Annotated in this window: 11 protein-coding genes; 9 read left to right on the top strand and 2 right to left on the bottom strand. The window is 35.4% G+C overall.

The window, feature by feature from the left end; genetic code table 11:
• Nucleotides 1-293 precede the first annotated feature (293 nt).
• Together AC0IXC_RS05835 and AC0IXC_RS05830 are read left to right on the top strand one after the other, a co-directional pair.
• The gene (locus tag AC0IXC_RS05835; RefSeq protein ID WP_471652695.1) at nt 294-1,649 is read left to right on the top strand and encodes a hemolysin family protein; all 1,356 of its coding nucleotides are present in this window, start codon (nt 294-296) and stop codon (nt 1,647-1,649) included.
• 144 nt (nt 1,650-1,793) lie between these two features.
• Nucleotides 1,794-3,218 (top strand): aldehyde dehydrogenase family protein, encoded by a 1,425-nt coding sequence (locus tag AC0IXC_RS05830; protein WP_002012663.1) that lies wholly within the window; start codon nt 1,794-1,796, stop codon nt 3,216-3,218.
• A gap of 120 nt (nt 3,219-3,338) precedes the next feature.
• Here the strand turns inward: AC0IXC_RS05830 and AC0IXC_RS05825 are convergent, their stop codons facing one another.
• On the bottom strand, nt 3,339-3,731 hold the full coding sequence (locus AC0IXC_RS05825) for a YueI family protein (RefSeq protein ID WP_002141658.1): 393 nt from the start codon (nt 3,729-3,731) through the stop codon (nt 3,339-3,341).
• 241 nt (nt 3,732-3,972) lie between these two features.
• On the opposite strand from AC0IXC_RS05825, the gene AC0IXC_RS05820 reads away from it, so the two are divergent.
• Entirely contained in the window at nt 3,973-5,106 is a 1,134-nt protein-coding gene (locus AC0IXC_RS05820; RefSeq protein ID WP_002031784.1) for a BA2291 family sporulation histidine kinase, read from the top strand.
• A 33-nt stretch (nt 5,107-5,139) separates the two neighbouring features.
• Here AC0IXC_RS05820 and AC0IXC_RS05815 read toward each other — a convergent pair whose 3' ends face one another.
• A complete protein-coding gene (locus tag AC0IXC_RS05815; protein WP_002012659.1) occupies nt 5,140-5,889 on the bottom strand; it encodes a DUF4397 domain-containing protein in 750 nt (249 codons plus the stop codon).
• Nucleotides 5,890-6,690: 801 nt separating this feature from the next.
• Between AC0IXC_RS05815 and AC0IXC_RS05810 the strand changes: the two genes are divergently transcribed.
• The 6 genes from AC0IXC_RS05810 to rocR all read left to right on the top strand — a co-directional run bounded on the left by AC0IXC_RS05810 (nt 6,691) and on the right by rocR (nt 13,087).
• Nucleotides 6,691-8,001 (top strand): aspartate aminotransferase family protein, encoded by a 1,311-nt coding sequence (locus AC0IXC_RS05810; RefSeq protein ID WP_033708325.1) that lies wholly within the window; start codon nt 6,691-6,693, stop codon nt 7,999-8,001.
• Complete coding sequence (gene atoD, locus AC0IXC_RS05805) at nt 7,998-8,696, top strand: acetate CoA-transferase subunit alpha (RefSeq protein WP_002085805.1); 699 nt, start codon at nt 7,998-8,000, stop codon at nt 8,694-8,696. The genes AC0IXC_RS05810 and atoD overlap by 4 nt, the downstream gene beginning before the upstream one ends.
• Entirely contained in the window at nt 8,681-9,343 is a 663-nt protein-coding gene (locus tag AC0IXC_RS05800; RefSeq protein WP_471652694.1) for a CoA transferase subunit B, read from the top strand. The genes atoD and AC0IXC_RS05800 overlap by 16 nt, the downstream gene beginning before the upstream one ends.
• A gap of 15 nt (nt 9,344-9,358) precedes the next feature.
• Nucleotides 9,359-10,627 carry a peptidase gene (locus AC0IXC_RS05795; RefSeq protein ID WP_002012655.1) on the top strand — a complete coding sequence of 423 codons (1,269 nt, stop codon included), beginning with the start codon at nt 9,359-9,361 and terminating at the stop codon, nt 10,625-10,627.
• Nucleotides 10,624-11,523: a putative beta-lysine N-acetyltransferase gene (gene ablB / locus AC0IXC_RS05790; RefSeq protein ID WP_002085802.1), complete on the top strand. Its 900-nt coding sequence runs from the start codon at nt 10,624-10,626 to the stop codon at nt 11,521-11,523. The genes AC0IXC_RS05795 and ablB overlap by 4 nt, the downstream gene beginning before the upstream one ends.
• Before the next feature lie 178 nt (nt 11,524-11,701).
• On the top strand, nt 11,702-13,087 hold the full coding sequence (gene rocR / locus AC0IXC_RS05785; protein WP_002012652.1) for an arginine utilization transcriptional regulator RocR: 1,386 nt from the start codon (nt 11,702-11,704) through the stop codon (nt 13,085-13,087).
• The last annotated feature ends 210 nt before the right edge of the window (nt 13,088-13,297 follow it).

The following is a 13,297-nucleotide window of genomic DNA, read 5'->3' as shown; positions in this document are numbered from 1 at the left end:
AAAGAAGTGTGGAATCGGCAAAGAAAGTGTTTTTTCACGAAGTTCAGCTGTTTAGCACATACTATTTATATAAATCATTTTTAGTTATCGGAAAATTGGGCTTATTATAGTTTGACGATAATAAGCTAATTAGATTATCATAATTATAAATATCTTTTTTATGTATGCATATAATATATAAAAAGGTGGTTACTAATGTAGAATTTTATTAGAGTATAAGAATGCTTACTTCACTTGAATAAATTTAAGTAGGAGGTGGCTTCCTTGCTTACACTGTAAGTAAGGAAAAGTATTTGGACATATATAGTATAAGTATAGTGATTGTTTTAATTGCCTTAACGGCATTTTTCGTTGCAGCAGAATTTGCAATTGTTAAAGTGAGGAGTTCACGAATTGACTATTTAATTGCAAAAGGAAATAATCGTGCAATATCTGTCAAAACAATCATTACAAACTTAGACGAATATTTATCAGCTTGTCAATTAGGAATAACTGTTACAGCTCTTGGGATTGGGTGGTCTGGTAAACCTGCGCTAAAGCACATGTTTGATGTGTTGTTTGCAAATTGGAACTTCCCTACTCAACTCGCAGACATTTTAGCTATAATTTTAGTATTTTTGTTTATCACATTTTTCCATGTGGTAGTAGGAGAGTTAGCTCCAAAAACATTTGCGATTCAAAAAGCAGAACAAGTGAGTTTCTTTGTTGCTAAGCCACTCATTTTGTTTTATCGTATTGCATTCCCATTCATTTGGATTTTAAATGGATCAGCTCGGTTAATTACAAAGTTTCTTGGGTTGAAACCACCAAAAGGGCATGATGAAGTGCATTCAGAAGAAGAATTGCGGTTGTTAGTTTCAGAAAGTTATAAAAATGGTGAGATTAATCAATCTGAATATAAGTATGTGAATAAAATATTTGAATTTGATGATCGTATTGCGAAAGAAATAATGGTACCACGAACAGAGATGAATATTTTAAATAAAGAAATGCCTGCTGAAGAGGCTTTACAAAAAATGTCTCATGAAAAATATACGAGGTATCCGGTTGTTGATGGTGATAAGGACCATGTAATAGGCTTTGTGAATTTTAAAGATATATTTACAGATTTTGTGAAGCACCGAGTTGTTAGTGAAAAGACAGTGGAGCAATATATTAGGCCAATTATTTTAGTTATTGAATCTATCCCGATTCATGATCTATTTTTAAAAATGCAAAGAGAAAGAACACATATCGCTATATTAATTGATGAATATGGTGGTACATCAGGTCTTGTAACCGTTGAAGATATTTTAGAAGAAATTGTAGGGGATATTCAAGATGAGTTCGATACTGATGAACAACCGGAAATCCAACAAGTTAGTGAGACGAAAACGATTTTAGAGGGAAAAGTACTTGTTAGTGAAGTGAACGCATTATTAGGTTTGACTATTGACGACGATGATGTCGATACGATTGGCGGTTGGATCCTAACAAAAAATATTGAGATTTCCGAGGGTGATACCATTGAGATTGAAAATTATAAATTTTGCGTAAAAAAATTAGATGGACACTATATTAAGAGATTAGAAGTAACGAAACCTTCAGAATCGATTGTTATTGTAGGAGATGAAAAAAAGATTTCGCTCCAAGAACAAATTAGTTCGTAAACTCTGCTTTGTAGCAGAGTTTTTTTGAGCAAAATGTTTTTTTGATGTATTAGGGCTATGATACAATTACACAAGTCAGACCTTTCACTAGGTGAAATAAATGAAATGTATTATTGTATACATATATTCGGAAGGAGAACCACTATGAAAAAACATTTATATATAAATGGGGTATGGAAATCAGTAGAGACGTATAAACCATTGTATGCACCATATTCTGAAGAAACATTAGCGGAGATTGCGCAAGGTACAGAAGATGACGTTAAGGAAGCAATAGTTTCGGCCAAAAATGCAATGAAAGAAATGAAAAAATTATCCGCATACGACCGTGCAACTATTTTAGAAAAGGTTGCACAAAAAATGGATGAGAGAAGAGAAGAGTTTGCAGAGATTATCGCAAAAGAAGCTGCAAAACCAATTCGTGCTGCACGTGGAGAAGTAGATCGCACTGTTCAAACATATAAGTTTGCAGCTGAAGAAGCGAAGCGAATATATGGTGAGACGTTACCATTAGATGCTGCACCAGGAGCAGGTGGCCGTATAGCGTATACAATTCGACAACCAATCGGGGTTATTGGTGCTATTACACCATTTAATTTTCCACTTAATTTAGTAGCACATAAGGTAGGCCCAGCAATTGCGGCTGGAAACACTATTGTGCTAAAGCCTGCCGACCAAACGCCACTTTCTTCGTATGCATTGGTAGAATTATTTGAAGAAGCTGGTTTACCAAAGGGAGCTTTCAATATAATTTCTGGACCTGGATCTGTTGTAGGTGAGGCATTAGTAAAAGATGAGAACGTTGCTAGTATTACTTTTACAGGAAGTCCGAAAGTAGGTATTGGAATTAAGGCAAAAGCCGGGTTGAAACGAGTGACGTTAGAATTAGGATCGAACGCTGCAGTAATTATTGATGAAGATGTTGAATTGACAGACGAAATAATTGAACGTGTAAAATGGGGCGCGTTTGTGAATAATGGACAAGTTTGTATTTCAGTACAACGTGTTTTTGTGCATGAACGCAAAATGGAAGAGTTTATTACAAAATTAACGAAAGCAATGGAAAACGTTGTAGTAGGAGATCCGCTTCATGAAGAAACAGATGTATCAGCACTTATTTCAAAAAAAGATGTAGAACGTATAAATTCATGGGTGGAAGAGGCAGTTAAGGAAGGAGCTAATGTTGTATACGGTGGTAACAAACGTGATGCAAGGATTTTTGAACCAACTGTATTAACAAATGTTCCAGATTATGTATCTGTTCAGTGCCAAGAAGTATTTGGTCCACTTATGACTGTAAATACATTTAAAGAATTTGATGAGGCTTTAGAACAAGTAAATAATTCACGTTATGGATTACAAGCAGGTGTATTTACAAACAATCTATGTAAGGCAATGCGTGCAATTGATGAATTAGAAGTCGGTGGTGTCATGATTAATGATATTCCAACGTTCAGAGTAGATCATATGCCTTATGGCGGTGTGAAAGAGAGTGGAACAGGCCGTGAAGGGATTAAATATGCAATAGAAGAAATGACAGAAATGAAATTAGTGTGTATTAAAAAATAAAGTAGATCGAGCTTAAACACCGCAATAAAAAACGAGCAGGAAATGTTTACGATTCCATACTCGTTTTTTATTGTTTGTTTTACGTTTCTCGGAACGATTACATTTAATCAAGTGTACCTTTTACTTCATTTCTTGTTTGAAAATATCATCTTCGACATAAATATGTTCTTTATCTACAGCAGTGCTATGAGAGAGTACTAAACCTATTGGTGTTTCAGTACCTTTATTTTGAACAATTGTAAAATGAATATTTTTTTCAGTTGCTAATTTAATGTATTTTGATAAATGTGGGTAAGCAATGCTTCCATTTAGGAATAGTTGTAATGATTGAGAAGAACGTATGTTACCCGTTACTTCTGTATACACATTACTTTGCATTACTTGACCGATTGTTAAAGCGATTTCTACACGCTCACGTAATGTAGTTAAGTACATATTACGTTCTTCTGGTTTGTTTTGCTTTTGGCCATATATGCCTTCTTGGAGATAGTCTTCCACATTTTTATTTACCATATTTTTCACACCTTTCACTTCTTATTGTACGCAAGAATTAAAAAGGATGCAAAAAAAAAGTAGTTTTGAACAGGAAAATAATTAAAAAAATGAGAAGAGAAAAGGGATATATGAATAAAACTTATTTATATAAGAAGGGAAAAATAAATTTTATCAACAGAAATTAACAAAATGTGACAATAATCTATTAACGAAATGTATTTTTTGTGTTAATATTCAAAATATAAAGGGTATTCGTCGTATGGAAATGGAGGGAATGGAGGTTTTTCCAATCGATAAGGATATTAAAGAAGTATTTTGTTCGCACTTGAAAAACAACAGGCACCAATTCGTAGAGAACTGGAAAAACAAAATGATAATTTCCGAAAAAGATCCATTTAAACAAGAGGTAGTTCAAAATGGAGCGAATTTATTAGAGTTAATTATCGAGCTTATTATGGAAGATAAAGACATTAATTATCTTCAGCCATTATGTGAGAAAATTGCGATTGAGCGTGCAGGGGCAGATGCGAATATTGGAGATTTTGTTTACAATGCAAATGTGGGAAGAAACGAACTTTTTGAAGCAATGTGCGAATTGGATGTAAGCGCTCGAGAACTGAAACCGATTATGGCCAAAATACATACTTGTTTTGACAAATTAATTTATTATACCGTTTTAAAATACTCAGAAATTATATCGAGGAATTTAGAAGAAAAACAGCAATATATAAATGAAACACATAAAGAAAGGCTTACGATTCTAGGGCAAATGTCGGCTAGTTTTGTACATGAATTTCGTAATCCGCTAACTTCGATTATGGGATTTGTAAAGTTATTGAAGACAGATCACCCTAATCTATCGTATTTAGATATTATTTCACATGAATTAGATCAATTAAATTTTAGGATTTCGCAATTTTTACTTGTATCGAAAAAAGAAATGTGGAATGAATCTGAACGTTTTTTGGTAAATGACTTATTTCAAGATATTATACAATTCTTATATCCAAGTTTAGTTAATGCAAATGTTTTGATTGAAAAGAATTTGCCGTATCCTATTCCACTCGTTGGTTACCGGAGTGAAGTGAAGCAAGTAGTTTTAAATATTTTAATGAATTCGATTGATGCTCTTGAATCGGTGAAAGAAGAGCGGAAAATTATCATTGATGTATTTGAAGAGGATCAGGCTGTTCGCATTGTTATAAAAAATAATGGACCTATGATTCCAGCAGACAATGTAGAGACTATTTTTGAGCCATTTGTAACTACTAAAAAGCTAGGAACTGGTATTGGACTATTTGTATGTAAACAAATTGTAGAAAAACATAAAGGATCCATATTGTGTCGTTCGGATAACGATTGGACAGAATTTCAAATTACGTTTCAAAAGTAAACAGTCTACACCATGCGAATGGTGTAGACTGTTTTAATTTGTAAGTATAACGGTTTCTAATTTTGGATCCTCAGTTGAATAACCAACTATTGAAATTGTGTAAATTGTATTTGGTTCAACGTTGAATTTTGGAATGGTTAATAGAACTTTTTTTGTATCAGCAAGTGAAACTTCAATATCTGCTGTACCAGGGCTAACTTGTAAAAAATCTGTTATTTGCTTAAAGAGTACATTTTCAAATAAATGATCCCCATCTTTTAAATTTACATTTACAACTGGAGTGTCTGGTGAAAAATGTGCAAATCGTATTTTTGCTTGACCAGATGGTAAATGAGTATTATCAAGAATGGGTTGTAATTGGAGATGATTATCGCTATTGACCGCTGCAAGGGTATAAGTGTGATTCCCCATTATTGGTACTAATGCTGAAAATATTGGAGTTTCGTTTCCGACAGGGACAATATCAATACGGTATTTACCTTGCACTAATGATAAATACGGACTGAATTGTTTAAAAGAAATATTTTTAATAACCTTTTGTCCGTTTATTATAATATCAACTGCTGGTGTATGGGGAGCTGTGTGGAAGATTCTCATATGTGACGGTAAAGTCGCTTCTTGTGAATCTCTCTTTTCATATGCTTGTACAAGTTTTGTAATTGCATCATAGTATTTCATATAGAGTTCTACATATCTTTTAGGATTGCTATATTGATAGTAACGAGCGAGCTGTTCGTAACGTGCAGCTTCTTGGCCGTATTTTTCAATTTCGGATTGAGTCATGAACATTCCTCCTTTATCATCATTACAAATATATGCGAAGCTAGAAAGAGGTTATGCAAAAAACTTGCCTTTCTAGAAGGAAAAGTTAAAATGGGGATTTTTTTATTTATAGGCAAACACACATACAAATCGATAATTGTCCTACATAAATTATAAAGGAAAGGTAGTTTAACTTTGATGGAAGGAGTGGAACCATTGGGATGGGGATATCCCCATAGTTATTGGGAATGAAGTTATGGAGGATTTGGTGCTATAGGCTGTGGGACGAATTATGGATTTGTATTATGAGTATTTCTATTAATTTTAGTGATGCGTTGGATAAGGTAATACCGATAAAAGAGCGTCGTGCCGAACTGATTAATGTGGTTAATCGGTTCTTTTTTTATTGTTCTAAACAGGTGGTACTATTTGTTAAGAAATAGTTACGATAAATGAGGCGGAGTAAAATGTCGAATTTTGTTTGAAAATATGCAATATAAAGTAGGATAATAGGAAGGAGAATAACGGGAGTTCCGTCGAAGTTTACACAATGTCAGCAATTGAGGGAAGTTGATATTATATTAAAAAAATATTCAATTTGCTGTTATCTTAAATCAGGAAGGGGTATTTAAGCGTACAGGTAAGGTTGGTCTTCATTTCAAGTTCTGAATTTTCTGTTTTTAAAATAATATTTAGCAGTCATTTGTATATTTTATAATAGTTTTTTGATAAATTCACTGCTTTTGCAGAGGATTCTTTTTTATGAAAGAAACGTCAATTTTCTTCATATACATATACAAATTGAAGAAATGGGGGAGCGCTATGCGCGATTACTTAATTAAACCACTTGTTGGTCAGCCGTATCCGATGATTTCACATGGAAAAGGTGTGTATTTGTATGATCAAAACGGAAATAAATATTTTGATGGTTCGTCTGGAGCGATTACGGCAGGTATTGGACATGGCGTAGCAGAGATAGCAGAAGTTATTAAAAAACAGGCAGAGGAGATTGCTTTCGTTTATAGATCACAGTTTACGAGTGAACCAGCTGAAAAATTAGCGAAGAAGTTAAGTGATTTATGTGTAGGAGATTTGAACTGGAGCTTTTTTGTGAATAGTGGTACGGAAGCAAATGAAACAGCTATGAAAATCGCAATTCAGCATTTTCAGGAGCGTGGCATTCAAGGGAAACATAAAATTTTGTCACGGTGGATGAGCTATCACGGGATTACAATGGGAGCTTTATCTATGTCTGGGCATCCACTGCGCAGACAACGTTTCGTTTCTATTTTGGAAGATTATCCGACTATTCCAGCTCCATACTGTTTTAGATGTCCTGTACAAAAGGTATATCCAACATGTCAACTTTCTTGTGCGACTGAACTAGAAAGAGCGATTGATCGAATTGGTGCAGAACATATTGCAGCTTTTATTGCTGAACCGATTATCGGAGCTGCTGGAGGAGCGGTTGTCCCACCGAAAGAATACTATAAAGTAATTAAAGATATTTGTAGTCATTACGATATATTATTTATTGCGGATGAAGTAATGACTGGACTTGGTCGTACTGGTGCATGGTTTGCGATGGAGCACTGGGGTGTAGAACCGGATATTATGACCCTTGGTAAGGGGCTAGGAGCGGGTTATACACCAATGGCAGCAACAGTTGTAAGTGACCGTGTTATGGAGCCAATTTTACGTGGATCACGTTCTGTAATGAGCGGGCATACGCTTAGTGCAAATCCATTGTCTGCAGCAACGGCTTTAGCTGTTATTGAATATATGGAGAAACATAATTTACCTGAAAAAACAGCAGAAAAGGGAGAGTATTTATTAAAAGGTTTGCAGAAAGTTCAGCAACAATCGACAATCATTGCCGATGTGCGTGGAAAAGGATTGCTAATTGGAATAGAATTGCAACCGTTTACAAAAGCGTCGGAGCTTATTTCAGTTGCTGCTAAAAATGGACTGCTCTTATACCAAGCTGTTTCAGGGCAAGCAGGAAAAGAGGATAGTGCACTGCTTGTTGCACCACCAATGACAACTACATATTCCGAGTTAGATGAATTACTTTCAATTTTTGTAAAGAGCGTGGAAGAGATGATGCAAAAAGGAGGGCATAGTATCGCATGACAACTATTACAAATACATTCGGTAAATTAAAAGAAATAGAGGAAGTAATTTCTTTGTTCCATGATGATATGACATTAATGTTTGGGGGATTTGGAGGAATCGGATCCCCTCCATCTTTAATTCAAGCTGTTTTAGATAAAGGCATTACAAATTTAAATTTAATAGGAAATGATACTGGATTTCCTGATGTAGGAATCGGTCGTCTTGTTACGAATGAAAGGGTTAAATCTTTAGTTACTTCTCATATTGGGTCAAATCCAAATGCGGGAAGACAATTAAATGAAGGAAGATTGCAAATTGAATTCTCTCCGCAAGGAACACTCGCAGAGCGTATTCGCGCTGGTGGTGTAGGGCTTGGTGGTATTTTAGTTGACGTTGGTGTTGATACGATTGTAGAAGAAGGAAAGCGTACAGTTGAAATGAATGGAAAGACATATTTAGTTGAAACAGCTTTAACGGCTGAAGTCGCAATTGTATATGCGAAAAAAGCGGATCCGTTTGGCAATCTTGTATTTGATAAAAGCGCTCGTAATATGAATCCACACGTAGCTATGGCTGGTGACATAACGATTGTAGAAGCAGAAGAAATTGTTCCACTTGGAAGTTTAGATCCAGAAGAAATTGTCGTCCCAGGTGTATTTGTAAATTATATCGTGCCATCGGAAGGAGTGAATTGGAAATGGGTATGGGCGTAGAAGTAAGAGATAAGATTGCAAGACGTGCAGCGAAAGAAATTCAGAATGGTATGCTTGTAAATTTAGGTATTGGAATTCCATCGCTTGTACCGAATCATTTGCCAGAAGATATGAATGTTATGTTTCATGCGGAAAACGGTATTGTTGGTATGGGACCAACGCCAAGTAAAGGGAATGAAGATGAGAATTTATGTAACGCAGCTGGTTTACCAACATCTCTTATTACAGGAGCAAGTTATTTTGATAGCTGCATGGCGTTTGGCATGATTCGAAAAGGATTACTTGATGTTACGATACTTGGTTCGTTACAAGTAAGTGCAAATGGTGATTTAGCGAACTGGATTGTACCAGGAAAACGCGTTCCAGGTATTGGAGGAGCGATGGATTTAGCGCAAAAAGCGAAGCGGGTCGTTGTTGTGATGAATCATGTTGATAAATACGGAAATGCAAAGATTGTTTCGGAATGTACATTGCCATTAACTTCGAAAAAATGTGTAGATTTAATTATTACAGACATGGCTGTCATGGAAGTGACCCAAAGAGGACTTGTCTTACAAGAATTAATGAGTCCATATACTGTAGAAGATGTAAAACGACATACGGCAGCTGATTTTCATATAAGCTCAAATTTACTAGTAATTGAATGAGGGGAGTTGTAATATATGGAGCAATTAAAAAAACAAGTTTGTGATTATATTGAGGGTCATGAAGAAGAGAGTGTAAAATTTTTAACACGATTAATTCAAGAAAAGAGCGTATCTGGTGATGAAAGTGGTGCGCAGGCAATTGTTATTGAAAAGTTGCGTGAGTTAGGTCTAGATCTTGATATTTGGGAGCCTGCTTTTAATGAAATGAAAGATCACCCTTATTTCGTATCACCTCGTACAAGTTTTACAGATAGCCCGAATATTGTAGCGACTTTAAAAGGAAGTGGCGAAGGGAAATCTATGATTTTAAACGGGCATATTGATGTCGTGCCAGAAGGGGATGTAAATCAGTGGGACCATCATCCATATAGTGGAGAGAAAATAGGAAACCGCATATATGGACGTGGAACAACAGATATGAAAGGCGGCAATGTTTCACTTATGCTTGCGATGGAAGCGATTATTGAATCTGGTATTGAACTAAAAGGTGATATACATTTTCAAAGTGTAATAGAAGAAGAGAGCGGTGGGGCAGGAACATTAGCTGCTATTTTACGAGGATATAAGGCAGATGGCGTTATTATTCCTGAGCCGACGAATATGAAGTTTTTTCCGAAACAACAAGGATCAATGTGGTTTCGTCTACATATAAAAGGAAAAGCAGCACACGGTGGTACACGTTATGAAGGAGTAAGTGCAATTGAAAAAAGTATGTTTGTTGTAGAGCATTTGAGAAAATTAGAAGAGAAGAGAAATGGTCGAATTACAGATCCGTTATTTAAGGGGATTCCGATTCCAATTCCAATTAACGTCGGGAAAATTGAAGGGGGAAGCTGGCCAAGTTCTGTTCCCGATTCATTAATTTTAGAAGGAAGATGTGGTATTGCGCCGAATGAGACTATAGAGGCAGCAAAAGAAGAGTTTGAGGGCTGGATTGGTGAATTAAAAGATGTGGATAGTTGGTTTGTAAAAAATCCTGTAGAAGTAGAATGGTTTGGGGCTAGATGGGTTCCTGGTGAACTAGAAGAAAATCATCCACTTATTACAACGCTTCAACATAACTTTGTTGAAATCGAAGGGAACGAGCCGATTATAGAAGCTTCGCCATGGGGAACAGATGGAGGTTTGTTCACACAAATAGCTAACGTACCCACGATAGTATTTGGTCCAGGAGAGACGAAAGTAGCACACTATCCAAACGAATATATAGAAGTTGATAAAATGATTGCTGCCGCAAAAATAATTGCATGTACATTACTAGATTGGTGTGAGGTGAAAAAATGAAATACTATGAATCTTTTAGTGAACAGACAAAGCATTATACAGTAGAAGGGGTTTTAGATTATTTTAATAAACGTATTAGAGTTGATCACTATACAGGAAATGTTGAAAGCATCATACAAACAATCGATGAATTAGCAAAGAAACATTCTTTCACTAAATGTATTATTAAAGGAAAGGGAGAGCATGTTTCAACATGGCTCTCTTTCGGTTTCTTACTGGAAGCAACGATACCTCATTATTTTCAAGGGCACGATGCGCACTTCTTCGTGAAATATCATAATGATGAAAGACGAAATAGTATTCATTGGACTGAGGAAGATACTATTTTAAGTGGTGTAAAAGAAAAAGAAGTGAAAGAAAAAATAGTCCCAGAGGAATTTGTGTTAAGAAAAGCGACAGAAGAGGATGCGGAAGAATTAGCAATTGTCTTTGGAAAAGTATTTGAAGTTTATCCGACACCTTTAAATGATGGGAATTATGTAAAGCAGACGATGAAGGAAGACGATACAATTTACTATGTTTATGAATTCGAGGGGAAAATTATTAGTACAGCATCTGCTGAAATGAACGTGAAAGAAGGTAATGCAGAATTAACGAATTGTGCTACATTACCTGAATATCGAAAACATGGTTTCATGAAAAGTCTGTTAATTAAATTGGAGGAAGAGCTCCAAGAAAAATCTATTTTTTGTTCTTATACAATTGCTCGCTCGCTATCTTTCGGTATGAATGCAGCCTTTCATCAATTAGGCTATACATATACGGGAAGGCTTGCGAATAATTGCTACATTTTTGATAAGTTGGAAGATATGAATATATGGGTGAAAGATTTATCAAGCTATTCGAAAGCAGTAAGACTCCCGCCTCAAAATTCGGCTGTAAAGCAAAGAAGTTAAGTGGGAGTCGGGTTAATAATAAAGCCCCACTGATTAAAGTTTCACTTAACCATAAATAAGCAATAAAAATATATATACATTTCATCAAAATAATAGAACGGAATCGTCATGCTTATAATCGCACAGAGGGTGCCGGAAATCCGGCGTTGAATTTGCTGGATTTTCGGCAAAAGGGGGGATGACATTGCTAGCAGTTTCGACACAGGAAGTCATTGAAGCGATTTTGGGCAGTATAGATGAGGCCATACATGCAGTAGATGAAAATGGGATTACAATATTTTATAATACAGTTGCTGCAAAACATGATGGATCTAAAATTGAAAATGTGCTAGGAAAGCATTTATTAGAAGCATTCCCGTCATTATCCAGAGAAACAAGTACGTTGATGAAAGTATTAGATACAAAAAAACCAATCGTACACCAAGTTCAACATTACCAAAATTTAAATGGGGAAGACGTTTGTACGGTCAATACAACGTTACCTATTTTAATAGATGGAAATATTGCTGGTGCTGTAGAAATTGCGAAAGATTATTCTACTATTCAAAAGCTTACTGATACGATTGTAGATCTACAATCGAAAATAAAACGATCGACTAGCAAAAAAACGGTGAAAAAGCATGTTGCATTCGAGACAATTGTAACTGATGATTCCCGCTTTAAACAGACGAAAGAGTTAGCACAAAAAGTAGCGCCAACCGATGCGAATGTTTTAATATATGGTGAAACTGGAACGGGGAAAGAGCTATTTGTACAAGCGATTCATGAAGCTTCTAAACGAAAAAATAAGCCGTTTATTGCACAAAACTGTGCAGCTTTGCCAGAGTCGCTATTAGAAAGTTTGCTGTTTGGCACGACAAAAGGTAGTTATACAGGGGCAATCGAACGAGCAGGATTATTTGAACTTGTAGATGGAGGGACATTATTTTTAGATGAACTGAATTCAATGCCGCTCGATTTACAAGCAAAAATGCTACGTGTATTAGAAGATGGAGTTATTCGTCGCATTGGTGATAATAAGACGAGAAAAGTAGATGTTCGCGTTATTACTGCAATGAATCAGCCTCCAGAAGTATGTTTAAGAGAAAATAAAATTCGCACTGATTTATACTATCGATTAAATGTGTTTTCATTATATATCCCGCCGCTTCGCGAAAGAACTGAGGATGTACTGTTATTAGCGTCTTACTTTTTGAAAGAATATAATAAAAGTTATAAAAAAGGTGTACTTCAAATTGATAAGGAAGCGAAAGAAAGATTACAAGCTTATCAATGGCCTGGAAATGTTCGTGAGTTAAAGCATACGATTGAACATGCTGTCATTATTACAGAAGGGAATTCGTTAACAGCAAATTGCTTGCCACGAACATTTCGGAAAGAGAAACTTCCGAAGAAGAAAAGTATATTACCACTTAGGGAAGCTCTTCATCAAATGGAAAAGGAATTAATAGATCAAGCGTTAATTGAAACGGAAGGGAATATTTTGCAAGCAGCAAAAATGTTAGGTATTCCGCGTCAAACGCTTCAATATAAACTGAGCAAGTATGACAAAACCGCCGAATAACCGGCGGTTTTTGTGTGTTTGCACCAATAAAAGAGCGTTTACATATATAACAAGTAATGAATATGATAGTAAATATCGTTTTAGTACAGCACTTAAAAATATTTATTCTCTTATATAATAGGGTATTTCTCGCATTTACTTATCAAGAATATGAAGTTGGCATAATTATTGCTTATATAAAGGATGAGCGTATAAAAAGGGGGAATAGCA

This window comes from Bacillus sp. AC266, from assembly GCF_979253805.1.
The sequence above is the reverse complement of the archived record's forward strand: the minus strand, read 5'-3'. Positions and strand labels throughout refer to the sequence as shown.

Bases quoted from the DNA above. Each gene is read 5' to 3' on its own strand.
- AC0IXC_RS05830 (WP_002012663.1), top strand. From the start codon at position 1,794: ATGAAAAAACATTTATATATAAATGGGGTATGGAAATCAGTAGAGACG.
- atoD (WP_002085805.1), top strand. From the start codon at position 7,998: ATGACAACTATTACAAATACATTCGGTAAATTAAAAGAAATAGAGGAA.
- AC0IXC_RS05820 (WP_002031784.1), top strand. From the start codon at position 3,973: ATGGAAATGGAGGGAATGGAGGTTTTTCCAATCGATAAGGATATTAAA.
- AC0IXC_RS05800 (WP_471652694.1), top strand. From the start codon at position 8,681: ATGGGTATGGGCGTAGAAGTAAGAGATAAGATTGCAAGACGTGCAGCG.
- rocR (WP_002012652.1), top strand. From the start codon at position 11,702: ATGACATTGCTAGCAGTTTCGACACAGGAAGTCATTGAAGCGATTTTG.
- AC0IXC_RS05795 (WP_002012655.1), top strand. From the start codon at position 9,359: ATGGAGCAATTAAAAAAACAAGTTTGTGATTATATTGAGGGTCATGAA.
- AC0IXC_RS05825 (WP_002141658.1), bottom strand. From the start codon at position 3,731: ATGGTAAATAAAAATGTGGAAGACTATCTCCAAGAAGGCATATATGGC.
- AC0IXC_RS05810 (WP_033708325.1), top strand. From the start codon at position 6,691: ATGCGCGATTACTTAATTAAACCACTTGTTGGTCAGCCGTATCCGATG.
- ablB (WP_002085802.1), top strand. From the start codon at position 10,624: ATGAAATACTATGAATCTTTTAGTGAACAGACAAAGCATTATACAGTA.
- AC0IXC_RS05815 (WP_002012659.1), bottom strand. From the start codon at position 5,889: ATGACTCAATCCGAAATTGAAAAATACGGCCAAGAAGCTGCACGTTAC.